This window comes from Chryseotalea sanaruensis (genome assembly GCF_003990915.1).
GTDB lineage: Bacteria > Bacteroidota > Bacteroidia > Cytophagales > Cyclobacteriaceae > Chryseotalea > Chryseotalea sanaruensis.
On sequence record NZ_BHXQ01000002.1, the window covers coordinates 599,601 to 624,031 of the forward strand.

The window sequence follows — 24,431 nt, forward strand, 5'->3', positions numbered from 1 at the left end:
AAATCAACAGAATACACTAACAATTATCTACTAACCAATAACTTATTATCCTTATTTTTGCCGCCTTGTGGCTTCATACCGCGAACATATAGACCCGAATAATTTACCCCGCCATATTGCCGTTATTATGGACGGGAATGGACGATGGGCCAAAAAGAAAGGTGCTTTACGCATTTTTGGGCATCGCAATGCTATACAGTCGGTAAAAGATGTAACGGAGGCCTGTGGTGAATTAGGAATTAAGTACTTAACACTTTACGCCTTTTCAACCGAAAATTGGGGCAGACCGAAAGAGGAAGTAGATGGTTTAATGGAGCTTTTAGTAAATACGCTAAAAAAGGAGATTAAAACCTTAATGGATAATCGCGTAAAACTAAAGACCATTGGAGACACATCGCACTTGCCTCAAGAATGCCAGAATAACTTGCAATGGGCTAAAGACACAACCCAAGGCAACGAGGGGCTAACCCTGATTCTGGCACTTAGTTATTCCGGACGTTGGGAAATAACAGAAGCTGTAAAAAAGCTGGCAAACGAGGTAAAGAAAGGAAATTTAGAGCCTTCTGCTATTACCGATAAAGATATTGAGAACTATTTGGAGACTTCTGGCATCCCAGATCCTGAGTTGTTAATCCGTACCAGTGGTGAACTACGCATAAGTAACTTCTTGCTTTGGCAAATTGCTTATTCGGAGCTTTATATAACACCAACGTTATGGCCTGATTTTAGAAAAGAAAATTTATATGAAGCCATTTGGTCGTATCAGCAACGCGAACGAAGATTTGGTAAAACAAGTGAGCAATTGAATCCTGTGGGATAATGAAAAGATTTGTACTATTTTTTTTACTGCTAACATTTTTTGTAACAGCCGCATCTGCACAATTTAGACGAAGCCGTGATCGTGCTGGCAGTGCAAGCGACAATAACCTTAACTATGCTAACCCAGGTGAATACACACTAGCTGGAATAGAGGTTGCTGGTTTAAATGTGCTGGATAAAAACTCCATGATAGCCCTTACGGGTTTGAAAATCGGAGATAAAATTAAAATTCCAAGTGATGCCATTTCTGGTGCTATTCGTAAACTCTGGAAACTTGGTTTAGTGGGCGATGTCACCATTAAGGTTGATCGCATTGAAGGCAGTGATGTTTACCTTATACTCGAACTTTCTGAAAGACCACGACTAACCGCTTTCTACTTTACAGGGATTAGCAAAGGACAAGAGTCTGCTTTGAAAGAAGACCTCAGTTTGATACGTGGTAAAATCGTTAATGATGCCTTAATCAGGAACACAGAAAATGCAGTTCGCAAACACTTTGTTAAAAAAGGTTTTCTAAACACAGATGTTAAGATAATTCAGGAGCGTGACACACTTAACAGAGAAGGCATTAAACTAAATATTGAAGTAAGGCCTTACTCTAAAGTAAAAATTAATAGAATCAATATTGAAGGTAACCAAGAAGTTTATGCCGGTAAGTTGAAACGCAAATTAAAATCAACCCACGAACATCCACGCCTTACTTTGCACCGGGCCATTGCCAGGTCATTATTTACAAAACAGGTTTGGAAAATGGGTGACTCAGCTACATGGACAGATGTAAAAACATTTCTAAACGATAACGTAAAGTTGAATGTATTTGCCGGCTCTAAATACATTAAAACAGATTATGAAGAGGACAAAAAGAAACTGATCAGTTTCTATAACTCTAAAGGTCACCGCGATGCAGAAATTTTGTTTGATACCGTATTTGCACACAACAAAAAAACAGTTGATGTAAATATTAAGTTGACAGAAGGCCCGAAGTATTATTTCAGAAACATCACATGGAAAGGCAATTATATTCACAACAATAAAACGCTGGAGTCTATTTTAGGTATTAAGAAAGGTGATGTTTATAACAGAGAGTTATTAGATCGTAAAATATCTTTCGATCAAAAAACCGGAATGGATATCAGCGGTCTATACATGGATGACGGCTATTTATTTTTCAGCATACGTCCATTTGAACGCATCATAGAGGGTGATTCAATTGACGTGGAGATGAGGATATTTGAAGGTGAGCAAGCTATAGTAGACGAGGTTACTTTTACAGGTAACCAACGCACGAGTGATCACGTGGTGCGCAGAGAATTAAGCACGTTGCCAGGTCAAAAATTCAGACGGTCTGATATTATCAGAACGCAACAGCGACTTGGACAATTGGGTTATTTTGATCCTGCTCAAATCGGACAAAATATTATGCCTAACCCTGCTAATGGTACTGTTGATATAGAGTGGCAACTCCAGGAACAATCAAACGATCAGATTCAACTCTCTGGCGGCTGGGGTGGTCAGTTTGGTTTTGTTGGAACCTTAGGACTTACATTTAATAATTTTTCGCTTAGAAACGTGCCTAAAATAAAAGAGTGGAGGCCCTTGCCTGTGGGTGATGGACAACGCTTATCTGTTCAGGCACAAGCTAACGGCAGAACCTATCAAAACTATAGCTTCTCATTTACGGAGCCATGGTTAGGCGGTCGTAAGCCTCACTCACTTACGGTCAGCTATTCACGCTCTTTCTCCAGATCTGCGGGTTTGGGTGCAACCAGCTTCTTCGATCTTAACTCACTCATTAAGTTAGATAACATTTCAATTGGTTTAGGACGCTTCCTGGAGTGGCCAGACAACTACTTCACATTAAATAACTCTTTGTCGTTCTCTTCATTTAACCTGGAGAATATTAACTATGGCTTAGGATGTAGTACCTGTAGCTCTTACGCTATATCGTTAATTACTTCTATTTCAAGAAGCAGTATTGATGATCCGCGTTATCCGGCACAAGGTTCTCAGATATCGCTAACCACAACACTTACACCTCCATATTCAGGCTTTAATAAAAAGGACTATACAAACATTTCCGATGAGGAAAGGAACAGGTTTCAGGAATACCATAAGTGGATGTTTGATGCAAAGTGGTACTTACCTTTAGACAGGAAGAAGAAACTAGTAATTGAAGCAAAGGCACACTTCGGATTTCTGGGAGCCTATAACGTAAACAAAACGGGTATAGGACCATTCGAACGTTTTTATCTTGGTGGTGACGGTCTGGCCGGTGGATTTAGCTCATTTGTATTGGGTCAGGAAGTTGTTGGTTTAAGAGGTTATGAAAATAATGCCATTACCCCACCAGACTATGGAACAGGAAATTCAACCTCGAATGTTAGAGGAGGTATTGCATATGATAAATTTGGTTTAGAGTTGCGCTACCCCGTAACTACTGGTAATACAGCTACCATTTACGGGTTCGCCTTTACTGAGGCAGGTAACAACTGGGGCAATTACAAAGACTTTAATCCGTTTAAGATGTATCGTTCGGCAGGTTTTGGTGCTCGTATATTTATGCCAGCATTTGGTCTGATCGGACTTAACTGGGCTTACGGATTTGATACCGTGCCTCTTGGCGGAAGAGGTGTTATCAGCGGATCTCAGTTCCACTTTACTATTGGACAACAAATTCGTTAAACATGCAAAAACTGCTGCTTACAAGCCTATTCTGCATTTTCGGCCTGACTTTTGTAAATGCTCAACGGTTCGGGTACATCGACACGGATTATATCCTGAAGAAAATGCCGGAATACAAGAAAGCAGAGGATGAAATAGGCCAGCTTTCGCAAGCATGGGAAAAGGAAGCGAGCGAGATGGCCAAAGGCATAGAAGGAATGTATGCTGCGCTACAAGCGGAACAAGTTTTGTTAACAGACGAAATGAAAACGGAACGGGAAAAGGCTATTAAACTAAAAGAAAATGAACTGAAGGAATATCAGAAAAAAGCTTTTGGTTTTGAAGGGCTACTTTTTTTGAAGAAGCAGGAGTTAATAAAACCTGTGCTGGATAAAATTTGGGACGCAGCGGATAAAGTGGCCAAGCAAAACAACCTTGCTATTGTGTTTGATAAAGCAGGACAACTCGTGATGATTTATACAGACCCACGCTACGATTATACAGAATTTGTACTTGAAGCTTTGGGCCTGGGCGATCCAAACGATACTATTAAAAATTAAATTATACTTTTACACAACCATAGAAAACAAGAATCATCCAATTGAACTTTGAATTAATGACCATGAGAACACTATTTTTCCTTTTTGCTTTCGGATTAGTAACATCTGTAGCAAGTGCGCAGACACCTTCTAAAGTAGGTTCTGCTGACGTAGATTATATTTTTAGCCAGATGCCAGAATTTAAGCAGATTGATGCTGACTTAAAATCCCTTGAAAACATGCTTAAGAAAAACCTTGAAGCAAAAGGTCAGGAGTTTCAACGCAAAGTGGCCGAGTACCAACAGAACGAAGCAACAATGTTGGACGCTGTAAGACAAAACACTCAAAGAGAATTACAACAACTTCAAGCTAATCTTGAAAAAATGCAACAAGATGCACAGGCTGAAATTCAAAAGAAGTCAGGAGCTTTAATGGAACCGGTTTACACTAAAGTAGGTAAAGCCATTGAAGATGTAGCGAAAGAAAATGGTTACACCTTTATCCTAAACCAACAGATTGGTGGTTTGGATGTGATTCTGTACGGTGACCAAAATGCAGATGTTTCCGACCTAGTATTGAAGAAGTTGGGAGTTACTCCAGTGGCTGCACCAGCACCTAAAAACTAATCTCTAATAATATTAAATGAAAAGCCCTCCTGTTTATTCAGGGGGGCTTTTTAATTTTATGCATGATTCAACCTCCAGCTTTAAAACAAGGTGATAGTGTCGGCATTGTTGCGCCAGCGCGAAAAATCGATTCAATGCTAATTGATACTGCTAAAGCTATGCTTGAGTCGTGGGGGCTTAAGGTTGAAATTGGTCAGCACATTTTCGTTGATGATCACTCCTATTTTTCAGCTAGTGATGAGAAGCGTATTCACGATTTTCAAACATTTTTAAATGCAGAACACATTCGAGCGATTATTTGCGCAAGAGGAGGTTATGGCAGTACAAGAATTATTGACCGTTTAGATTTCAGTAATTTTTTACAGCGACCCAAATGGATTACGGGTTATAGCGATATCACCGCGCTACATCTGATGTTGCAATCAATACAAGTGCAAAGCATGCATAGCACTGTACCTGCATTATTTACTAAACCAGACGCAGATTTATCTGTAGCTTATTTGAAGAATATGCTTTTTGGTGAAAGACCAACCATACAAGTAAAAGCAGATGAAAAAAATCGATTAGGTCTGGCAAATGGTCGCTTAATTGGGGGTAATCTATCATTATTGGTCGATTCACTTGGCACAAGTTCGGAAATTGATACTAGCGGAAAAATTCTCATCATTGAAGATGTAGGAGAACACTATTATCGTCTTGATCGAATGATGGTTCAATTGAGAAGATCAAATAAATTGAAAAATTTATCCGGTTTGGTCGCAGGTTATTTTACGGACATAAAAGAATCTGTTCTGCCTTTTAATGAAACTGTGAAAGACATTATTCTTAATCATACAAAAGAGTATAATTTTCCTGTTGCCTTTAACTTCCCCATAGGACATGAAGAGCCAAATCTTCCTTTTGTTGAAGGTGCCAATGCTATGCTCGTTGTTAACGAACAGGAAGCAAGTCTCTCTTACAAAAAGGAATTAATTAATCCGTAAGCGCCCAGTATAAGAAGTGTTGCTGCAGGCACATATTTGAGAACTGAATTTCCTCGCATGTAAACCGCTGCCTTAGTGGCCAGGTAAGCAATGAGCATAAAAAAACTAAGTGCCCCTAAAACTACACCGATCAGGTATGCGTGTAAATCGTAGCTACTATTAATAGTTAACCAGTGCTGACTTTTTAAATAAGCAGTTATAGCAATCCAATAAGGTATTGCCAGAGGATTTAAAACACCCAGGATTAGACCCTTTCCAAAACCAAAGGCTTTGGCGTCTACTTTTTTTATGTGTTGCCTTCTCAGCGAAACCAAATTGAGTATGCCAAGTACCAGCATCACACTTGCGCCTATGCGTTCAAAGTTTTCTACAATGCCCGGTGTAGACGTAATTAACGTTTCAAAATGAATAGCAATCCAACAGTAAGGATATTCAACCAAGGCTGCGGCAATGGAAAATTGCCATGCTGCTTTTAGTTTATTTTCTAATCCTAACTGAAGCACACTAAGGTTAAGCGTACCAGGGGGAATGGTGCCTATAAAGCTAAACACAAAAGCTATGCTAAAAGCACTAAGTACACTCATGGCTGCACAGCTGTTTTAAATTTTTGATAAAACATTTTTGCTTCAGTGTAAGTAAGGTAAACGGCACCTAGCTTATTATTTTCTTGGGCTATTTTAAAAATATAGTGCCAATGTGTAAACATAACCCCCACAGCTTTCCAGAATGAAAAACCTGGTTGATAAATATGTGCCGGCTCAGCTCCACAGCCATTCAACTCTAAAATTTTAATTCTACCCGCGGTTAATGCGGCTACTGATTCGCATCGAAGATCAAATCTTCCGTAGTAAAAACCTTCAATTTGATTACTGATTTTATCAAAGCTGTTATTCAGTTCTTCGCTGATCAGATGATTGCTATTAAGAAATGTGGTTCCCAGACAATGGTTTCCAATAGCATTAAGTAAGAAAATCTCCCCTGATGGAATTACACGATTGAGTTGAGCGGTATGCTGCAACTTTAACGTATCCCACTGCAATTTTGCACGATCCTTACTGAGGATTAATTCCTGCAATGAGCTCTTACCATTTCCTGTTACAGTAAGTAGTTCTTTCCCTACTATTGAAAAGACCTCTCCTTTTATTTGAGAAGGTAATCGTCTGTAAAAAACACCAAACTCTTCTGGCAGATCAACCAATTCCTGCACAAGAAAATCAAATTTGAAAGTGCTAATGTATTGCTGTGCTTCTGCTTCGTTAGCAATTCGCTTTACCCGATAACCTCGTTCCCCTAAGTCGGGTTTAAAGATTACAGGGAAAATCAAACCTGCTTCATTCATCTGTTGTAGCACATGAATAAAACTGCTGTTATGTTTGATGAAAATGGTTTTTGCTTTATATGCTTGAGGAATCTTATCGAGAATTTTGAATTTTGATTCTCCGAACATACCGCCCATTTCTATTCCAGTATTTGATGCGGTGAAAAACAGAAAAGATCTTGCTCTTAATGAAAGCCACAAATAGTAAAACAACACTGGAAATTGTAGAATGCCAAAGGGCCAATATTCCCAATGACGCAGCTTAATCATGAAATTACTACGCCAAAAACGATTGAAAATGGTCATGCAGAAAACTATAAGAGCGCCTTGTTTTCGGCTTCCTTATGTCTAATGGTGGAGGCGGCAACACCAAAATCAGAGGGTAGCGTAATATAGTGTGCTACTTCTTTAATGCCAATTTTCATGATGGCCATGTGATGTACCGCATGCTCAATGTTGTACACAAGCTCACGCATAAAATTAGTCTCAATTGTTATAAAGTCATCGGCAGATAAGTCATAGCTAACTTCTAAGATCAAGCCTTTGTCGTGATGGGGTTGTTGAATGAATTCCTTTATGCGTTGTATAGCTGCCAAAGCAATATACTTATCACTTTCAATTAGCTTATCATGAGCGCGTTTATCATAATTAATGATGCCATGCTCAAACCCCCTTTCAAAACAAATAAAAAACTCAAGCGTGTGACGCAAGTGTTGACCAATAGTAGAATGGTTTAATGTAGCAACCGGTTGGCTGAAGTCAGTCGGCTTAATATGCTCAACCAGGTCAGTAAGCTGATTCAAAATATTTTTGCAGGCTTGTCGCGGCTCCATAAAGTTTATCCTTAACAAATATAAAATAAAAGCTATCTAAAAAAGTATAACCCTTGTACAGGGATAGCATAGATACGGTAAAATTCTCTAAGTGGTTTTTTAGACTATATAATTTGTCGTTTACCTTACCTTAATGGAAACCTGGTTTTGTCAGGAAACAGGATTTTAAGCTCACGCCAGACTAGTTCAGTTTCATATCCCTTTTGTATGGCATAACGGGATAGACGGTCACGAAGCGAAAAGATATTATCTACTTCTATGCCTGGAGCCTTTTTGCTTAGTAGGTTTTGGAGGGTATCAATATATTCATCTTCCCCAATTTCCTTAAGACCAGCCTGGATACAATGATTGGTAAGTTTGCGTTGTTCTAACGCATTGACGATTTTAAGCTTACCCCAATGCTTGAGTCGGAACTTACCATTGGTAAAGGCCTTGGCAAAACGTTCTTCGTTTAAAAAGCCCTCGGCAATCAGGTGATGAATAATTTCATCTACCTCATCACCGCGCATACCTAACTCATAAAGCTTGGTTTCAACATCTTGATGGCATCGTTCCTGGTATGCACAGAAACGGTAGAGCTTAATTTTAGCCTCTTGTACCGTCATGACTACCGCTGATTTGCTACTTAATAAGGCCTTTAGTTTTTAGTACGCTGTTAACAAACTTTCTTTCGTTATCGGTATTAAAAATTTTATAAGGCAGGTAAATCATCTGAGCCTTATTTACCATTAAGATGAAAGCATCTTTTCCGGCTTTGGCACTTTGTATCATATCCCACTTCATTGGCATGCCCTCGCGCGGGTTAATCTTCATAAGTATTTGCTGGCTGCTGATCTCGTATGAGAACTTCTCGAAAAGCATTTTGCCTTGTTCAAGTTGGGTAACACCAAAAAACTGTACCCACCAGAACACAACGTAAAGTGCTAAACCAATGAAAGCAGCAATAAACCACCAGATACTAAAAATCCAAAGTGCACCCAGGCAAATAACAAGTGCAGCCAAGGCGGCAATCCAACCCTGCTTCAGTAGTATATTAGTAAGTGCCACTTTGATGTAGACCTTTTTATCGAGTTTATAGTTTTTAGTTTTTACGATCATTTCGTTCTTATATTATTTGTTCTTAATTTTTTTCAGCCTTTAAACTTAAATCAAGACTTCTGTAAGAGTGTGTTAATGCACCAACAGAAATATAGTTTACCCCACATTCTGCAACGCTTCTTAAAGTTGTCTCAGTAATTCCGCCACTGGCTTCAGTTTTAGCTTGGTTGGCAATCAAAGTTACGGCAGCCTTCATTGTAGCGATATCCATGTTGTCTAACATAATAATATCTACCCCACCAACGGCTAAAACTTCCTCAACTTCAGCCAGTGTTCTGGTTTCTACTTCTATTTTTAATCTTTTATTTGAGGCGCGAAGATAATCTTTTGTTTGATTGATCGCTTGGGTAATACCACCAGCCATATCGATATGATTGTCTTTAAGCATTATCATATCATAAAGACCTATGCGGTGATTTTCACCACCACCTATTTTCACTGCCCACTTTTCTAAAAGCCTGAAATTGGGGGTAGTTTTGCGGGTATCTAATAGCCTTGTTGAGGTTCCTTCGAGGAGTTTTACAAGCTTGTTGGTTTTGGTAGCAATGCCACTCATCCGTTGCATGCAGTTGAGGACAAGCCGTTCGCAGGTAAGAATTGAGCGAGATGAACCCTGCACAGTAAACGCACTATCGCCTGTTTTTACAACAGCACCATCATTTAAAAAGCTTTTTATTTCAAGATTGGTGTCAAATTGTCGAAAAATTTCGATCGCCATCTCCACCCCGGCCAATATCCCGTTATCCTTTATTTTTAGCACTGCTGTACTCCTTGCTTCTTTAGGAATGGAAGAAAGCGTACTGTGGTCGCCATCGCCTACATCTTCGGCAAAGGCACTTTTAATAAAGTCCTGAAGGAATTGGGTGGTAATATATTCTGGGCGCACGGCACAAAGGTAATGGCAGAAATTGATATGGGAAGAAGGCTTCTTACGGAATACTTATTCTTTTGAAAAGGAAATTTCGTGAATGAGTTGCTGGTCCTCCATGGTTTTAATTTTCATAAACACGCGATAGGATGCGACTCCACTTTTATACTGGCCAATGGCAAAAGGTTGGCCGCTTTTTGATTGCCCTTTATGTAAAATGGTAAAATCTGATGGGACGTTGCTTTTAAAGAAGTCGCGTAAAATCACTTCAGCCTGTGCCTTGCTGTATGTTTCTTTTTTTCCGTTCAGCTCAATGTCTACGTTTTGATTGAGAAAACGCACTAATTCTTTAGCGCTTCCTGCTTTTATGGTTTCTTTTACGTCATTAACTATATCGCCCTTGCCTTGACCAAAACCCTGTATAGCGGCCATCGACAAGAACAGAACAACCAGTATTTTTATCTGTTTCATAGGAGAAATTGCACTAAAACTGTGCCGAAAGATACACTAATTTGTTAATGTGTTTGTTAAGCAAGAAGTGACCTTAAAGGCTTTAGAAAGCCCTATATTTGCACGTTTTTATCGATTTTTATGAATAAGAAAGTTCTTTTGATGATCCTAGACGGCTGGGGGCTGGCTCAAAACAAAAAAGTGTCGGCTATAGACCATGCCAAAACTCCGTTTATAAGCTCCCTTTACGGAAAATACCCTAATAGTAAGTTGGGAGCTTCTGGTTTGGCAGTGGGCCTGCCTTTAGGCCAAATGGGCAATTCTGAAGTAGGGCACATGAATATTGGTGCCGGCCGAGTGGTATATCAGGATTTGGTAAGAATTAATAAAGCAGTTGAGGATAAAGAATTGGATGCTAACCCTACACTTAACGAGGCAATCAACTATGCCAAACAAAACAATAAAAATATACACCTTATAGGCTTGCTTTCTGATGGTGGAGTACATTCACACATCGAGCACCTTAAGGGTTTATTAACCATTGCTTCTAATCATCAAGTCAACAATATTTTTGTTCATGCTTTTACCGATGGTCGCGATACCGATCCAAAGGGCGGAAGTGCCTACTTAAAAGATCTATTGTCGCACATGAAAAAGACAACTGGTAAGCTTGCCAGTGTTGTGGGTCGCTACTATGCCATGGATCGCGATAAAAGATGGGAACGTGTAAAGTTGGCTTACGATCTTATGGTGAAGGGGACTGGGGTTAGCTCAAGTAACGCCATTCAATCAGTAGAGGATTCTTACGCTGCCAATGTAACAGATGAGTTTATAAAACCCATTGTTATGGTGGACGCTAATCAACAACCAGTTGCAACTATTCAGACTGGTGATGTAGTACTATGTTTTAATTTCAGAACCGATCGCGGCAGGCAAATTACACAAGCGCTTACGCAGCAGGATTTCCCTGAACAGGACATGAAGAAGCTTGATTTGTATTACGTAACACTTACTAATTACGATGACAGCTTTAATGGTGTGAAAGTGATGTTTGATAAAGATAATTTGAACAACACACTTGGTGAAGTATTGGCTACTGCCGGCAAGAAACAAATACGCATCGCAGAAACAGAAAAGTATCCTCACGTTACATTCTTTTTCTCTGGTGGACGTGAGCAAGCTTTTGAAGGAGAGTCGAGATTACTTTGCCCTTCACCTAAAGTTGCCACTTATGACCTGAAACCTGAGATGAGTGCCAATGATATTAAAGAAGCTATTATTCCTGAGTTGAAAAAGAAGGAGGCAGATTTTATCTGTCTGAATTTTGCTAACCCAGACATGGTGGGGCACACCGGTGTGTTTGAAGCCGTAGTAAAGGCTTGTGAAACAGTAGATGCTTGTGCTGCCGCCGTAACACAAACTGCTTTGGAAAATAACTATACAACCATCATCATTGCTGATCATGGCAATGCCGATTATATGATTAATGATGATGGCACACCTAATACAGCACATAGCACTAACCTTGTTCCATGTATTTTGGTAGACAATGATTACAAGGGAAAAATGAAAGATGGTAAGTTGGGAGATTTAGCTCCAACAATTTTAAAATTGATTGGCTTGTCAATACCTAAAGAAATGACTGGCAACATATTAATAGACTAAATGAAATTCAACTCATCCATTTTTATTATTATTTTTTGTTTGCTGCTGGCAGCTTGCAGAAATAATCCGGGCGGTCAAAAGGAAGCGGTATTTGCAATAGACAGCATTTTAACAAACCAAACCAAAACCTTGTTGCATTTGCAGGCAAGTGTTAGTAAAGAAGTAAAAATGGATGGGCTGGAGAAAACAGACTTCATACCAAAAGATTCGTTAGCCTGGGCCAATGAGTTACAAATTTTTCAACAGCTTTCTGCAATCAACAAACCTGTAAACCGGGGTGTATACAAAGAAACAATTGTTGAAGACTCGCTAAGTAACCTTACCATTCGCAGTTTAAAAACTGACAAGAAGCTTCCATTAAAAGAAATCAATATTTATTATTTGGATAGTCCTGAGAAAATCAGAAAGGTAGAAGGTTATGTAAGTGAGCGAAACTCTTTGTACAGCAGTGCAAGAATTTTAACATTACATTTTTCAGAAGTATACAATAAAACATTGCTCACATCCTACTCTGTAACTGGCGGCCAACAGATGATTTTGGGCGATACAGTTCAGTTTAGCATTCAAAGTTCAATTCGAGTCAACTAAAATTTATGGCAAAGAAATCGAGGGAGGCACTGCGGGAAGAGGACAAAAGACCGATTACAAAGAACACACTAAAAAAGTTAGTTGGCATTTTTCGTTTCCTGGCTCCCTATAAATTCACCTTCATTATTGGTTTAATCTGTTTAATGCTTTCCAGCATTATGCTAATGGCCTTTCCTTTTTTTGCAGGTAAGTTGCTGGATGTTGCCAGTGGTAAGGAAGTTCCCTACTTCAACAGCATTAACACTATTGCTTTAGTATTGCTTGGTATCTTGGTGGTGCAGAGTATTTTTTCTTTTACAAGAGTCTATACTTTTGCCATAGTGAGCGAAAAATCACTCGCTGATGTACGCAACACGATCTATAAAAAAATAATATGGCTGCCCATTACTTTTTTCGATAACAGAAGAGTAGGTGAACTGACAAGTCGTATTACTTCTGATGTAGCGATTTTACAGGATACCTTTACCACCACTTTTGCAGAACTTATCCGGCAGGTGCTCACACTTACAATTGGCATTGGCGTGATTTTTTACTTTGCTCCAAAGCTTACTGTATTCATGTTGCTTACTTTCCCCGCCATTATACTACTCGCTTTATTTTTTGGTAAGGCTATTCGTAATTTTTCAAGACAAGTTCAGGATAAGCTTGCAGAAGCGAATGTAATTGTAGAAGAATCTTTGCAAGCGATAACCGTTGTGAAAGCTTTTACCAACGAGTGGTTTGAAATTGAGCGATATAAAAAAGCGCTTAACAGTGTTGTTGACGTTGCTTTGCGTTCGGCACGTTACAGAGGCTTGTTTATTTCATTTGTCATTTTCGCATTGTTCGGTGGAATAGTAGCAGTGGTATGGTATGGCGCCACGCTGGTGCAAAGTGGCGAGATTACGATTGGTGATCTATTATCTTTTGTTTTATATACAACTTTTATTGGTGGTTCAATTGCTGGTCTGGGCGATATCTATGCACAGATTCAGCGATCAATCGGAGCATCGGAACGTATACTTGAAATTATTGATCAGACAGACGAACAAGAGCCTGTTGCTTCAACTTTAAAACTGCATGGAGACATAGATTTCAGAAATGTAAATTTTGCCTACCCAAGTAGGCCAGATTATCAGGTGCTGCGAGGATTGGACTTTTCAATTAAAGCAGGCGAGAAGGTTGCGCTGGTTGGTCAAAGCGGATCCGGTAAATCTACCATCATCAATCTTCTAATGCGTTTTTATCCCCTTCAACAGGGTTCTATTAATGTTGATGGGTTAGCACATGTTTCTTATAATTTAACATCGTATAGGAGTAACGTTGGTATTGTGCCACAAGAGGTAATCTTATTTGGTGGCACAATTCAGGAAAACATTGCTTACGGTAAGCCTGGTGCTTCTGAAGCACAAATAATTCAAGCAGCGCGTAAGGCAAATGCCTATGAGTTTATTGAGCGTTTCCCTGACGGCTTGAATACGATGGTAGGAGAACGTGGTGTAAAATTATCAGGAGGACAGCGACAACGTATTGCCATTGCCAGAGCAATCTTAAGAGATCCGAGTATACTTATACTTGATGAAGCAACGAGTTCATTAGATGCTGAAAGCGAAGTGTTGGTTCAGGAAGCGCTAGAGAAATTAATGGAGGGAAGAACAACCCTTATCATTGCTCATAGACTAAGCACTATTAGAAAAGTCGATAGAATATTTGTGATCAGAGACGGCCAATTGGCAGAAACTGGTTCACATACTGAACTAAGCCAGCAACAAAATGGTATTTATAGTAACTTGCTTAAGTTACAATTACAATGAGTAAATCAGATCATTTGTTAAAAGACTTTCAGTTGCGCTCTACTCCGGGTCGCCAGGAAGTTCTTGAAATTTTCCTGAAGAGTAACCACGCCTTATCGCACGGTGATATAGAAAGGAATATGCCTGATGATTTTGACCGTGTAACGCTTTACAGAACTCTTAAAACCTTCTTAGACAAGGGATTGGTACACAAAGTCCTTGATGATGAAGGAGGCTTAAAGTATGCCCTTTGTAACCATAACTGCAATGCTGCAGGTCACGACCATAACCATGTGCATTTTAAATGTACTGTTTGCGGTCAAACAAGTTGTTTAGATATTGAAATTCCGGGCATCAAATTGCCTAAGGGCTATAAGCTTGTTGAATCTAATCTTCTAATACAGGGAACTTGCCTTAATTGTGACTGAAAAGGGTTACTTTTAAAGACGCCACGTATAAATCACCCGTGTAAGTTTTTGGGATAAAAATATATTCGTATTTTGGCGTCTTGGGGACTTTCTCAAGTTTGAGAATTCTCATTTTTTGATTGATTTAACCGCAAAACCTTGCAGTCTATAGCCAGCCTTTTATTCTTTTCCCTCTTTGGGGATAGCAACGGAGCAGAAACCATTTTATTTGGTGTTTTTGGCCTCGTAATCATTGTTTTTCTGGCTTTAGACCTTGGTCTTTTCCATAAGACTTCAAGAAAAATCACTACTAAATCAGCATTATACCAGTCTATCTTCTGGGTGATCATCGCTACCATCTTTGGTGTATTCATATACCTCTATGACGAATCAGGTTCCACAGGTATGATGGAATACTTCTCAGCCTACCTTACTGAGTACGCTTTATCAGTAGATAACATCTTCGTAATTCTACTCATTTTGAAATACTTTCAGGTGAAAGAGGAATATTATCATAAAGTACTTTTCTGGGGTATTTTAGGAGCAGTAGTTTTCCGTGCAATATTCATTTTCGTAGGGGCTTTACTTATTCATGAATTTCATTGGATACTGTACATCTTCGGTGTGTTTTTAATTTACTCAGGTATACGAATTTACTTTGAGGACGAGGATGAAAAAATTGAACCAGATAAAAATCCTGTGCTTCGTCTTTGCAAAAAATATTTGCCAATGGCCAAAAAAGAAGAATATGGAGACAGCTTCATGGTGAAAGAAAACGGCAAATGGGTCTTCACCTCACTTTTTTTAGTAATTATTCTGATTGAAACAACCGATTTAATTTTTGCTGTTGACTCTATTCCGGCAGCTTTCGCTATCTCTCAAAATGAGTTTATCATTTACACATCCAACATTTTTGCTGTGATGGGTCTTCGGGCTATGTTCTTCTTGTTGTCGGGTGTAATTGATAAGTTTTATCTGTTGCAGAAGGGACTTTCTATTATTCTTTTCTTTATTGGTGCCAAAATGCTGTTGGACATTTGGGATGTACACTTGCCACCACTCCTGTCCTTTACAGTGATTATAGCAACGCTTACGTTAGCAATTATATTCTCAGTATTGATACCTAAAGTGAAGGAGGCATCTGCTAAAGAACAATAGAACGCTTCGAATTTTTCTAAACCTCTTCAGAGAAAATATTCTTAGGAAGGATTTTTAACAGGATCGGTAAGGTCAAAAACTTTTGCGGAAGCGAGATAATAACAAAAGTAGGCACTGTTCTGAGCATAGCGATGAGTAGTTCACGCATTTCCTCTTGTTCCTCTTTATTTAGTTCGCTTGATCTTGATTTCTTAAGCAACTCACTAAGTGCTTCGCTGTCTTGAATTTCGCGTTGAAGCCGGCTTTTATTTTTCTCAGCAATTTTGGCTACGCGATTAATGAAATGTTCACTTACCAGCTGATAGTCTCGCTTATTTTGTAAGTATTCTAGTTGTTCCCAATGCTCTAGTACGAAGCCCTCAATAGCGATCATACTATTTTCCAAATCCTCCTCGTTAAAACTAAGGTACTCGCTAAAGCGTTTTAGAAAATCCTCTTCTTGCTTCTCAACTCTGCGGTCGGCCCACATGGTGAGAATTGAAATTTCGAGAAAGAATTTTTTAAGTATCCAGGAATTTTCTGAAGGAAGATTAATCTCAGAGATATCTATACCCTTTTCAAAAATGGCTATAGCCTCTTTACGTTTTTCACCCGAAAGATCTGTGCTTTGTATAAAAAGTTCTAAGAGTTTCTTTTCTTCAAATTCAACACTCTTATTCGCATGAGCAGAGGCAGCAATGACTTTTACAACAGAGAACCTAAGCTCCTCTCTTTCATATCGGAAAAAATCAGATACAATTTTATCTGCATTGGTATGAATCCATTGACCAAAAATGAAAACATCCAAAAAAAGTAAACTGTTATGAAAAAAGCTTGACCAAAAATTACCTTTAAAGTCAACAGTTTTTTCAATGCGCTTTTCTAAGATTCGCTCAGCTAATTCGAGTGGAGATTTCCGCTTGCCAAAAAGTGTTTTAACAGGTGTCGCCAGCTCAGGAAAAATATTGTTGTAGAAGTTACCAATGTTTTCAAGTGTTTTAATAATAACCTGTGAAAACTCATCAGGACTAGTAATGGTTTTATCGTGATAGAGAAGTGCGCTGCTAATCAGACTCTCTGCCAATAAAATTTTCATTCTGTCTTTCTCTGACAAATCTTGGGTAAGCTCTCCTTCAAAACGTAATCCGTGGCCATACATTAGGCCTGATGGTTGTAATATTCTATAAAGTGAATGTTCGGGATGTGCAGCTTTACTTTTTGTTTTAGTAGTAAGATCCTTTAACAGATCTTTCCTAAAATTCAAGTATTCCTCAAGCCATCCTTTTCCAAGCGTTTTCATTGTAATACTGGGGAGATAAGTTATCTAAGGTAGGGATTTCTTTCGACAATTTATTTCTCAATTGCTCTCCAACCCTTAGCCTCTAATGCTGAAGCGGCTTCTTCTACTTTCGTTTTTAGGGATTGTTTATAAGCGGCAAGTCGTTCGGCAAGTTTTTCATCATGCGTTGCGAGGATTTGTGCTGCAAGAATACCAGCGTTTTTTGCACCATCCAGGGCAACAGTGGCTACGGGTACACCGCCAGGCATTTGTAAAATAGAGAGTACTGAATCCCAACCATCAATTGAGTTAGAAGATTTTACGGGCACCCCAATAACGGGCAGTGTTGTAATGGAAGCGATCATGCCCGGAAGATGTGCGGCACCACCTGCCCCAGCTACAATTACTTTCAAACCCTTCGCTCGAGCCTGTTCGGCATATTGAATCATCCTTAAAGGTGTTCTATGTGCAGAAACAATAGTAAGCTCATAAGCAACTTGCAATTCGTCTAAAACTTCTGCTGCTTCTTTCATAATACGCAAGTCAGACTGACTGCCCATAATTATACCCACTGTCGCTTTTGTCATGCTATTACTTTTAAAGTTTGCTTTACAAGTTGTGTTGTTTGCTTAAGTCGCTCAACGTTGATGTCAACAATTGTTACATGCCCCATTTTTCTGAATGGTTTTGTTAAGTGCTTACCATACAAATGCACGTGAACCCCAGGTAGCTTGGCAATTTCTTCAAAACCCTGATAACGCGCTACACCTTCATGGCCTTCTTCACCCAATAAATTAACCATTGCGCTTGGCAATACCGTGTTGCAGGCACCTAATGGTAAATTATAGATAGCCCGAAGGTGTTGCTCATATTGAGATGTGATGTTTGCCTCGATACTTTGATGCCCGCTGTTGTGTGGCCGTGGAGCCACTTCATTAACCAACACTTTTCCATCTTTAGTCACAAACATTTCAACAGCCAATAATCCGGTCATGTTTAAGGACTTGATGACTTTGCGCGCAATCCTGTCAGCTTCCTGTAGCACATTGCCTGGCAGAGAAGCCGGAGCAAAAAGGTATTCAACGAGATTTTTCTCTGGATGAAAAACCATTTCAACAGCAGGATACGAAACAATATCACCGTTTTCATTGCGGGCAACAATAACAGCGATCTCTTTTTCAAAATCAATTAGTTTTTCGAGTAAGCCAGGCGCATCAAAAGCTTTATCAAGATCCTTTTCAGTGCGCAGTAACTGAACACCTCTTCCGTCATAACCTTCTTTACCCAGTTTATTTACCGCAGGCAAAAAGTCTTTCTGTTTAATTACCTCTACTTTTGAATCAACTAAAATAAATTCAGCAGTGGGGATTCTATACTCTTCGTAGAATTTTTTCTGAACACGTTTATCCTGAATAAGTTCAATCACTTCTGGTTGCGGATAAACCTGCTTACCCATTTTTACAAGCTCTTTTAAAGCTTGAGTATTTACATTTTCGATTTCTATGGTAATGATGTCGCAGCGTTTTCCGAAATTCAATACTGTTTCATAATCTGTAAGCTTACCGACTGTGAAGTCGGCCATAAAAGAGCATGGGGCTGCAGCATCTGGATCTAACACTGCAACTGACATATTAAAATCGATTGCAGATTGAATAAGCATACGGCCTAACTGGCCTCCGCCCAAAATGCCAAGTTTTTTATTTGTAAACAGGTTGCTCATTTTTAAGAATACGCTATTTTATATCAACACTTAAAATTACATCGCCCACTTCAATGGCATGTACTACTTCCATTCCGCTCTCCACTTCTGCAAAAATAGTATAACGGCCATCTAAATGTGGTGTGGGGGAATGTGTAATAAACCACTGTGTGCCTTCTGTGTCTTTTCCGGCAGAAGCCATGCCCACCGATCCTTCCTTGTACCTGCGTGTGGTAAATTCAGAACGAATAGAGTAATCCTCGCTACCATAGCCGTCCCCCCTGTTGCATCCACCTTGAATAACAAAATTAGGAACTACCCTGTGAAAAGTTTTATTGTTAAAATATTGCTGCTTAGCCAGTGCTACAAAATTTGCAACTGAACCAGGCGCTTCATCCACCAGCAAGGTTAAAATGATTTCTCCTTTACTTGTTTTTATATAGACTTTTTGATTGCTCTTGATTTCTTTTACTAAAGTCCAATCTATTGGGTGATTAAATTCGTTTTTTACTTCTACTGCTTTTCCACCTTCTAAATAAGCAATTGCAGCTTCAAGAGGTTGCAGCGATTCATTATCTTTTGGCAACGAAAGTTTTGCCTTTGCTTCTTTTAGAAAGCTAATATCCTTTATTAGACTTTTGTATTGTTTGGTGCTGTCACCGAGCACCTGAGCAACAATACCGATAACGGCTGCATCTCCTTTCCCAATAGCTTGTTCGTAAGCAGCTAGGAAAGCAGGTTTTTGATCGACAGAAAAGTCTCCAGCATTATTAGCAGTACTTAAGGCGGATGCTGCAGCGGATAATATAATTGGACTTTCGGTCTTATTTAATTCGGTTAGAATAAATTCGAGATTAGATGAAGAACGACCAAGCACGTTTAGCAAGGCAGCTTTGTGGTATATATTATTACTTCTCTTATAGGTTTGTTTAATTGTTTCGAAAGGAAAATCTTTGGGTGCCAAAGCAACGGCAGTACTGAACAAGGTGGACTGTACACGCCATTGCGGGCTTTTCGTAGCTGCTTCAAGAATTTTGCCGGAAGCTACAGTGGGGGCAAAATTAATAAGTGCCTCTGCGGCTGCCACTGATACTTGTGCGCTGCTATCATTGAGTGCAGTTAGGAGAAGAGATTCAACTTTTTCGTAAAGGAAGCTTCGTAATGCTCTTAAAGCGCTTACGCGAACACGTACATCTTCATCATTAACATTGTTTTGTAAAGTCAGAAGTGACTCATCTGTTTTGAGATTACGAAGAGCCGAAGTTGCCGCTATGCGGATAAGCACATGATTATCGCTGGCTGCTTTTATTAAAGAACCTTTGTCATCGGTGAAGTTAGGTATGTTAGCCCTGCCAAAAAAATGGGCTGCTGCTAAACGTACTGACTCGTAATCAGAAGACAGATTTTCATAGGCAGCATTTACAACATCATCAGTTATTATACCTCGGAGTGCAAGTCTGTACAAACCCCAAACCTTTCCGGTTAAAACAATTGAATCATTGCTTACATAGCCGCTAAGCACGTTTGTATTTTGTTTTGATAATACTTTTCCGGTTCCTTCCAATACTTCGCGTAACACCAAAGGACTTTGTTCCGATGCCAAACTTTCAGGTAAAACATTTTCCGATTGCTTACCAGGGGTTTGGCCAATTGCAAAGGCAGCTGCAGCTCTTACATATTCATCTTCGTCTTGCTTCAATACTTTGCCAAGCGTTGAGATAGCGAGGCTATCTTGAATAGAGCCAAAAGCAAGGCAAGCTTCTTTTCTGTAAAGTGGATTTTTATTTTCAAGAAACAAGATAAGGCTATCAACCTTGCGTCTGTCTTGAAGATTGCTAATGCTGACAAGAATGTTGTCTGAAAATTTATTGTTCTTCTCTTGCTGACTTGTGCAGAAAGCAAAGATTAGAATGGGTAAGACAAGTATGAGCTTCTTCAAGGCTTATGTTTTAAGACTTTAAAGGTAAGGCTTATATTTAATCATAACCTCAAATGAGGAGGCTAAGTAATCAATAAAATTCAAACGGATAAAGTGGTCTTATTTTAAAACCTGATAAACTAGAAGGGCTGAGAAATAAGCCAGGGCTGACATGTAAGCCAATTGGATCAACGGCCATTTCCAGCCTTTTGTTTCGCGGTACACAACTGCAATAGTACTCATGCACTGCATGGCGAAGGTATAAAACACCAGCAGCGATAATCCCACTGCCATTGTAAAGCGTGGCTCACCTGTTTCAGGATTTATCTCTTGCTGCATCCTGCTCTTAATGGTATTTTGATCTTCTTCTCCAGCGCTGCCAATGCTATAAATAGTAGCCATGGTACCGACAAAAACTTCACGCGCAGCAAAAGAAGTTATCAGAGCAATACCGATTTTCCAATCGTAACCCAATGGTTTAATGGCGGGCTCAATGGCCTTGCCGATTACACCAGCATAAGAGTTTTCAAGTTTATAAGCAGCAATGCGATCTTGAAGTCCTTGTTCAGTCAAGCGCATGTTGGCCGTTTCTTGCATCACGTATGCTTCAGCATTTTTTAATTTATCGCCAGGGCCGTAGCTAGCCAATACCCATAGTACAACAGAGATAGCGAGAATAACTTTACCAGCCTCGAGCACGAAAGATTTTGTTTTTTCAACCAGCGTTAGTCCAACGTTTGTTCCTTTTGGTAGACGGTACGTTGGTAACTCCATCATCAGGTAACTACGCTCTTTTACATTAATTAGTTTTTTCATTACCCATGCAGATGCCAGCGCTGCAACAAAGCCTAATAAGTAAAGACTCATTAAAGCCACGCCCTGCAAATTGAAAAAACCGAGCACCTTTGTTTCAGGCACTATCAAAGCAATAAGTATAGTAAAGATGGGAATGCGCGCTGAACAACTCATCAATGGCGTAACCATTATGGTAATGGTTCTCTCTTTCCAATTATCTATTGTGCGGGCAGCCATGATGGCCGGAATAGCACAAGCAACACCAGACATTAAGGGGACCACACTTTTACCATTAAGCCCAAACTTGCGCATGACCTTATCCATTAGAAAAACTACCCTGGCCATGTAGCCGGTTTCTTCCAACACTGCTACAAGCGCAAATAGAATAGCAATCTGTGGAACAAACATAACAATGCCCCCAAGCCCAGGGATAATACCCTCAGCTAGTAAGCGGGTCAAAGCACCATCAGGCAAAGTGTTAGAAAGCCAGCTGCTAAAATCTGCAAAAAGGCCGTCAATAAAATCCATGGGATATGAAGCCCATGCAAAAACAGATTGAAAAACTAAAAATAATACCGCGAAGAAAATGGCATACCCTGCCACTTTGTGTGTGAGTACGCGATCCAGTTTATGCGAAAAATTTTTCCAGGCGTAGTCTGGTTGTTTTAAAATAGCCTCATTCAACAAATCCTGAATAAAACCATAGCGCTGTATTGTTTCGGCACCTTGAAATTTACCAGGAAAATATTGATGTGTTGTGCGCACTGACTCGACAAGATTTTGCTTGTCTTTAGATAAAAAATGAAGTGATTGAGGCTGCTCTAAAAACTGATAAGCCTGATAATCATTAATTAACTGAAACTCGTCTCTTAATTGCTTTACAGCTGCTTTAGCCTCAGGCCAAACAGGAAAAATCGGTTGCATACGACTTACTTCTGCCTGTGCTATTTCTTTTTTCAACGCATCGATCCCCTGTCCTTTTCTGGCATTAATGGGAACAACGGTTACACCAAGTTTTTGCGAGAGCATTAAAAAATCATAACTCACACCGGCCTTAGCTGCCAGATCCATCATGTTAAGCGCTAGCACTGTTGGAAGACCAATGTCTACAATTTGCGTAAGCAAGAGCAAACCTCTTTTGATATTGGTAGCGTCTACAACCACCACCACTTTGGTTGGTGCAGTAGGAGAGTTTCGATCAAGCAACGATTCGGCTACAATACGTTCATCGAGGCTTCGAGGATAAATGCTGTAGATACCGGGCAGATCAATAATCTCGGTTTCACCAATACCTGGCAACTGCGTGCGGCCAACTTTTTTATCGACAGTAACACCTGGAAAATTACCGACCTTCTGATTTAAACCAGTGAGGTAGTTAAAAAGAGACGATTTACCCGAATTAGGGTTACCGATTAATGCAACTTTAGTGGGCTTAGCAGAACTCATTAATTCATGATTGAAATAGTGGCCGCTTCCTCAAGCCTAAGAGAGAGTTCATAGCCCAAAACACTTATACAAATAGGATCGCCAAAAGGCGCTTTGAAGTTAAAACGAACCGGAGCACCGGGTAAACAGCCCATCTCCATTAGCTTGGCGGATATTTCAGCATCAGTAAAACCCGCAATTATGGCTGTTTCGCCTGGTTTCATTGTTGCAACGCTTTTTTCCTTTTCTGCCACAGCTTAATTTAGATTAAATTTAAACAAGGCAAATATAGACTTGGTTTTGTTTTTGCACAATGATTTTAGGCATGGGGAAAAGAAAGAAAAAAACAGTGCCTCAGAAGGCTAAGGCAAAGGATTCCGAAGCGGAATCTCCTGAAAAAGTGAAGCCAGTAATACGGGAGGACGATGAGGAACTTCCTGCATTTGGCATCTTGCCAAACCGTGATTTGAAGAAGAACCTAGGATGCGGTTAAATGCTATTTCATAAATTGCTGCTTCAGTTTTTCATGATTGGCTAACATAGTTTTGTAAGCGTTTTCATTATTATAAAACTGATTCATCATTTCTTTAGCCCCATTCATTGTTTTTAAGAACTCATCTTTAATAGGCTCGCGTTTCATACCCAGCAAAGCAGAGATTTCAGGACCTACTAAATAGCGAATTTGTGCATCGACAAAGAATGCAGGCACAGCAGGGAAATAACTTTTATAATGATTGATGAGTTCTTCGGTTAGCTTTCTACCCTCTTCCGAAGACTTAAAATGACGAAGTCTTATTTTTCGTTCCAGTATTTCAGCAGCTGCTTTACTGTCGGGTAATAGTGCCTCATTGATATGCATATGGTAGCCAATGTAACGCCACGCATATAAGAAATCCTCCTGTTCGTCAATGCTCAACTTGAAACCAGTGCGTATTAAGCCAACAAGTATAATATAGGAAAAGGCAAGGTTGGTACCCGCCATGTCTTCTTGATTAATGGGTACACCCCAGGTTTTATTCCATTCGCCTTTGCTTACATAGTAGCGCGCCACGGCATGAATTAATCTGATTTTATTGATTTGTATATAACCATGACCCTGTGCATCTAAACTACCGGGGCTAAGTACTTTGATAATAAAGTCTGCTGTTTCTACAAGACGCTTGCCGGTTGCCTTGCGCATCTTTTCTGTTTGATACAGTGCCTTGTTACCCGGACTAGCCGCATAGCAATAGGGAAGAGACAAAGCGCCCAATAGGGTCATTACATCTAAAGCATATTTTTTAAAAAATGCCTGGCCATTTTTAGTCCGGCTGTGTTGATACCAGCTTGGTTCGGGTCTTCGCGTATTGAGGAAGGCATATAAATTGTTTACGGAACCCTGCTCCTGAATAAAGGAATCCTCTTGTGCAAAAATCTGATACAGTAGGTTTCTTTGGTCGCCTGAAAAACAATCCGCCACAAGTTTATCGGCCGCTACATCTCCAACGCTTCGCTGTTCATCTAAAAAACTTTCCGATACTGCCATAACCTTTCATCTATCCATTAAAGGCT

At 39.7% G+C, this 24,431-nt stretch carries 25 protein-coding genes; 11 read left to right on the plus strand and 14 right to left on the minus strand.

Translation table 11 applies throughout. The features are described from left to right. Window positions 1-127 precede the first annotated feature (127 nt). From uppS to SanaruYs_RS07075, 5 genes are all read left to right on the plus strand, one after another. Complete coding sequence (gene uppS, locus SanaruYs_RS07055) at window positions 128-820, plus strand: undecaprenyl pyrophosphate synthase (RefSeq protein ID WP_246011871.1); 693 nt, start codon at window positions 128-130, stop codon at window positions 818-820. Next, window positions 820-3,501, plus strand: coding sequence for a BamA/OMP85 family outer membrane protein (locus tag SanaruYs_RS07060; protein ID WP_127121819.1), 2,682 nt, complete (start codon window positions 820-822; stop codon window positions 3,499-3,501). Before uppS ends, SanaruYs_RS07060 begins: the two co-directional genes overlap by 1 nt. A 2-nt stretch (window positions 3,502-3,503) precedes the next feature. Beyond that, a complete protein-coding gene (locus SanaruYs_RS07065) occupies window positions 3,504-4,040 on the plus strand; it encodes an OmpH/Skp family outer membrane protein (RefSeq protein ID WP_127121820.1) in 537 nt (178 codons plus the stop codon). A gap of 62 nt (window positions 4,041-4,102) precedes the next feature. Then, the gene (locus tag SanaruYs_RS07070) at window positions 4,103-4,645 is read left to right on the plus strand and encodes an OmpH/Skp family outer membrane protein (protein WP_160118603.1); all 543 of its coding nucleotides are present in this window, start codon (window positions 4,103-4,105) and stop codon (window positions 4,643-4,645) included. A gap of 62 nt (window positions 4,646-4,707) precedes the next feature. Continuing rightward, window positions 4,708-5,628 carry a S66 peptidase family protein gene (locus SanaruYs_RS07075; protein ID WP_127121822.1) on the plus strand — a complete coding sequence of 307 codons (921 nt, stop codon included), beginning with the start codon at window positions 4,708-4,710 and terminating at the stop codon, window positions 5,626-5,628. Here SanaruYs_RS07075 and SanaruYs_RS07080 read toward each other — a convergent pair. The 7 genes from SanaruYs_RS07080 to SanaruYs_RS07110 all read right to left on the minus strand — a co-directional run bounded on the left by SanaruYs_RS07080 (window position 5,601) and on the right by SanaruYs_RS07110 (window position 10,216). Further along, window positions 5,601-6,212, minus strand: coding sequence for a LysE family transporter (locus SanaruYs_RS07080; RefSeq protein ID WP_127121823.1), 612 nt, complete (start codon window positions 6,210-6,212; stop codon window positions 5,601-5,603). The genes SanaruYs_RS07075 and SanaruYs_RS07080 overlap by 28 nt on opposite strands. Next, the gene (locus SanaruYs_RS07085) at window positions 6,209-7,252 is read right to left on the minus strand and encodes an ATP-grasp domain-containing protein (RefSeq protein ID WP_127121824.1); all 1,044 of its coding nucleotides are present in this window, start codon (window positions 7,250-7,252) and stop codon (window positions 6,209-6,211) included. The genes SanaruYs_RS07080 and SanaruYs_RS07085 overlap by 4 nt, the downstream gene beginning before the upstream one ends. Before the next feature lie 8 nt (window positions 7,253-7,260). Beyond that, a complete protein-coding gene (locus tag SanaruYs_RS07090) occupies window positions 7,261-7,779 on the minus strand; it encodes a DinB family protein (RefSeq protein ID WP_127121825.1) in 519 nt (172 codons plus the stop codon). A gap of 125 nt (window positions 7,780-7,904) precedes the next feature. Then, on the minus strand, window positions 7,905-8,384 hold the full coding sequence (locus tag SanaruYs_RS07095; RefSeq protein WP_127121826.1) for a regulatory protein RecX: 480 nt from the start codon (window positions 8,382-8,384) through the stop codon (window positions 7,905-7,907). A 16-nt stretch (window positions 8,385-8,400) separates the two neighbouring features. Further along, window positions 8,401-8,877, minus strand: coding sequence for a YcxB family protein (locus SanaruYs_RS07100; protein WP_127121827.1), 477 nt, complete (start codon window positions 8,875-8,877; stop codon window positions 8,401-8,403). 22 nt (window positions 8,878-8,899) lie between these two features. Next, the gene (nadC, locus tag SanaruYs_RS07105) at window positions 8,900-9,763 is read right to left on the minus strand and encodes a carboxylating nicotinate-nucleotide diphosphorylase (RefSeq protein WP_127121828.1); all 864 of its coding nucleotides are present in this window, start codon (window positions 9,761-9,763) and stop codon (window positions 8,900-8,902) included. 54 nt (window positions 9,764-9,817) lie between these two features. Next, window positions 9,818-10,216 (minus strand): DUF4783 domain-containing protein, encoded by a 399-nt coding sequence (locus SanaruYs_RS07110; RefSeq protein ID WP_127121829.1) that lies wholly within the window; start codon window positions 10,214-10,216, stop codon window positions 9,818-9,820. A 120-nt stretch (window positions 10,217-10,336) separates the two neighbouring features. Here SanaruYs_RS07110 and gpmI point away from each other — a divergent pair, with 120 nt between their 5' ends. From gpmI to SanaruYs_RS07135, 5 genes are all read left to right on the plus strand, one after another. Continuing rightward, window positions 10,337-11,860 carry a 2,3-bisphosphoglycerate-independent phosphoglycerate mutase gene (gpmI, locus tag SanaruYs_RS07115; protein ID WP_127121830.1) on the plus strand — a complete coding sequence of 508 codons (1,524 nt, stop codon included), beginning with the start codon at window positions 10,337-10,339 and terminating at the stop codon, window positions 11,858-11,860. Beyond that, the gene (locus SanaruYs_RS07120) at window positions 11,861-12,448 is read left to right on the plus strand and encodes a hypothetical protein (RefSeq protein WP_127121831.1); all 588 of its coding nucleotides are present in this window, start codon (window positions 11,861-11,863) and stop codon (window positions 12,446-12,448) included. 5 nt (window positions 12,449-12,453) lie between these two features. Continuing rightward, entirely contained in the window at window positions 12,454-14,241 is a 1,788-nt protein-coding gene (locus SanaruYs_RS07125; protein ID WP_127121832.1) for an ABC transporter ATP-binding protein, read from the plus strand. Then, a complete protein-coding gene (locus SanaruYs_RS07130) occupies window positions 14,238-14,648 on the plus strand; it encodes a Fur family transcriptional regulator (protein WP_127121833.1) in 411 nt (136 codons plus the stop codon). The genes SanaruYs_RS07125 and SanaruYs_RS07130 overlap by 4 nt, the downstream gene beginning before the upstream one ends. 138 nt (window positions 14,649-14,786) lie before the next feature. Continuing rightward, window positions 14,787-15,785: a TerC family protein gene (locus SanaruYs_RS07135; protein ID WP_246011867.1), complete on the plus strand. Its 999-nt coding sequence runs from the start codon at window positions 14,787-14,789 to the stop codon at window positions 15,783-15,785. A gap of 16 nt (window positions 15,786-15,801) precedes the next feature. On the opposite strand, the gene SanaruYs_RS07140 is transcribed toward SanaruYs_RS07135, so the two are convergent. The 6 genes from SanaruYs_RS07140 to SanaruYs_RS07165 form a co-directional block, all read right to left on the minus strand. Then, window positions 15,802-17,064 carry a tellurite resistance TerB family protein gene (locus SanaruYs_RS07140; protein ID WP_127121834.1) on the minus strand — a complete coding sequence of 421 codons (1,263 nt, stop codon included), beginning with the start codon at window positions 17,062-17,064 and terminating at the stop codon, window positions 15,802-15,804. A gap of 50 nt (window positions 17,065-17,114) precedes the next feature. After that, window positions 17,115-17,630, minus strand: coding sequence for a 5-(carboxyamino)imidazole ribonucleotide mutase (purE, locus tag SanaruYs_RS07145; RefSeq protein WP_127121835.1), 516 nt, complete (start codon window positions 17,628-17,630; stop codon window positions 17,115-17,117). Further along, window positions 17,627-18,763 carry a 5-(carboxyamino)imidazole ribonucleotide synthase gene (locus SanaruYs_RS07150; protein ID WP_127121836.1) on the minus strand — a complete coding sequence of 379 codons (1,137 nt, stop codon included), beginning with the start codon at window positions 18,761-18,763 and terminating at the stop codon, window positions 17,627-17,629. The genes purE and SanaruYs_RS07150 overlap by 4 nt, the downstream gene beginning before the upstream one ends. Window positions 18,764-18,776: 13 nt before the next feature. After that, entirely contained in the window at window positions 18,777-20,681 is a 1,905-nt protein-coding gene (locus tag SanaruYs_RS07155) for a peptidylprolyl isomerase (protein ID WP_127121837.1), read from the minus strand. A gap of 99 nt (window positions 20,682-20,780) precedes the next feature. Beyond that, entirely contained in the window at window positions 20,781-22,901 is a 2,121-nt protein-coding gene (gene feoB / locus SanaruYs_RS07160) for a ferrous iron transport protein B (RefSeq protein ID WP_127121838.1), read from the minus strand. Then, window positions 22,901-23,104: a FeoA family protein gene (locus SanaruYs_RS07165; RefSeq protein WP_127121839.1), complete on the minus strand. Its 204-nt coding sequence runs from the start codon at window positions 23,102-23,104 to the stop codon at window positions 22,901-22,903. The genes feoB and SanaruYs_RS07165 overlap by 1 nt, the downstream gene beginning before the upstream one ends. 101 nt (window positions 23,105-23,205) lie before the next feature. On the opposite strand from SanaruYs_RS07165, the gene SanaruYs_RS20080 reads away from it, so the two are divergent. Next, window positions 23,206-23,373 carry a hypothetical protein gene (locus SanaruYs_RS20080; RefSeq protein WP_160118604.1) on the plus strand — a complete coding sequence of 56 codons (168 nt, stop codon included), beginning with the start codon at window positions 23,206-23,208 and terminating at the stop codon, window positions 23,371-23,373. A gap of 3 nt (window positions 23,374-23,376) precedes the next feature. Here SanaruYs_RS20080 and SanaruYs_RS07170 read toward each other — a convergent pair whose 3' ends face one another. Then, complete coding sequence (locus SanaruYs_RS07170) at window positions 23,377-24,405, minus strand: oxygenase MpaB family protein (protein WP_127121840.1); 1,029 nt, start codon at window positions 24,403-24,405, stop codon at window positions 23,377-23,379. Between the last annotated feature and the right edge of the window lie 26 nt (window positions 24,406-24,431).

Excerpts from the sequence above, each read along its gene's own strand:
- feoB (WP_127121838.1), bottom strand. The coding sequence starts at position 22,901 with ATGAGTTCTGCTAAGCCCACTAAAGTTGCATTAATCGGTAACCCTAAT.
- SanaruYs_RS07120 (WP_127121831.1), top strand. The coding sequence starts at position 11,861 with ATGAAATTCAACTCATCCATTTTTATTATTATTTTTTGTTTGCTGCTG.
- SanaruYs_RS07165 (WP_127121839.1), bottom strand. The coding sequence starts at position 23,104 with ATGAAACCAGGCGAAACAGCCATAATTGCGGGTTTTACTGATGCTGAA.
- SanaruYs_RS07090 (WP_127121825.1), bottom strand. The coding sequence starts at position 7,779 with ATGGAGCCGCGACAAGCCTGCAAAAATATTTTGAATCAGCTTACTGAC.
- uppS (WP_246011871.1), top strand. The coding sequence starts at position 128 with ATGGACGGGAATGGACGATGGGCCAAAAAGAAAGGTGCTTTACGCATT.
- gpmI (WP_127121830.1), top strand. The coding sequence starts at position 10,337 with ATGAATAAGAAAGTTCTTTTGATGATCCTAGACGGCTGGGGGCTGGCT.
- SanaruYs_RS07110 (WP_127121829.1), bottom strand. The coding sequence starts at position 10,216 with ATGAAACAGATAAAAATACTGGTTGTTCTGTTCTTGTCGATGGCCGCT.
- SanaruYs_RS07130 (WP_127121833.1), top strand. The coding sequence starts at position 14,238 with ATGAGTAAATCAGATCATTTGTTAAAAGACTTTCAGTTGCGCTCTACT.
- SanaruYs_RS07085 (WP_127121824.1), bottom strand. The coding sequence starts at position 7,252 with ATGACCATTTTCAATCGTTTTTGGCGTAGTAATTTCATGATTAAGCTG.
- SanaruYs_RS07125 (WP_127121832.1), top strand. The coding sequence starts at position 12,454 with ATGGCAAAGAAATCGAGGGAGGCACTGCGGGAAGAGGACAAAAGACCG.
- SanaruYs_RS07075 (WP_127121822.1), top strand. The coding sequence starts at position 4,708 with ATGATTCAACCTCCAGCTTTAAAACAAGGTGATAGTGTCGGCATTGTT.
- SanaruYs_RS07095 (WP_127121826.1), bottom strand. The coding sequence starts at position 8,384 with ATGACGGTACAAGAGGCTAAAATTAAGCTCTACCGTTTCTGTGCATAC.
- SanaruYs_RS07140 (WP_127121834.1), bottom strand. The coding sequence starts at position 17,064 with ATGAAAACGCTTGGAAAAGGATGGCTTGAGGAATACTTGAATTTTAGG.
- SanaruYs_RS07060 (WP_127121819.1), top strand. The coding sequence starts at position 820 with ATGAAAAGATTTGTACTATTTTTTTTACTGCTAACATTTTTTGTAACA.
- SanaruYs_RS07150 (WP_127121836.1), bottom strand. The coding sequence starts at position 18,763 with ATGAGCAACCTGTTTACAAATAAAAAACTTGGCATTTTGGGCGGAGGC.
- SanaruYs_RS07080 (WP_127121823.1), bottom strand. The coding sequence starts at position 6,212 with ATGAGTGTACTTAGTGCTTTTAGCATAGCTTTTGTGTTTAGCTTTATA.
- SanaruYs_RS07170 (WP_127121840.1), bottom strand. The coding sequence starts at position 24,405 with ATGGCAGTATCGGAAAGTTTTTTAGATGAACAGCGAAGCGTTGGAGAT.
- SanaruYs_RS20080 (WP_160118604.1), top strand. The coding sequence starts at position 23,206 with ATGGGGAAAAGAAAGAAAAAAACAGTGCCTCAGAAGGCTAAGGCAAAG.
- SanaruYs_RS07070 (WP_160118603.1), top strand. The coding sequence starts at position 4,103 with ATGAGAACACTATTTTTCCTTTTTGCTTTCGGATTAGTAACATCTGTA.
- SanaruYs_RS07065 (WP_127121820.1), top strand. The coding sequence starts at position 3,504 with ATGCAAAAACTGCTGCTTACAAGCCTATTCTGCATTTTCGGCCTGACT.
- SanaruYs_RS07100 (WP_127121827.1), bottom strand. The coding sequence starts at position 8,877 with ATGATCGTAAAAACTAAAAACTATAAACTCGATAAAAAGGTCTACATC.
- purE (WP_127121835.1), bottom strand. The coding sequence starts at position 17,630 with ATGACAAAAGCGACAGTGGGTATAATTATGGGCAGTCAGTCTGACTTG.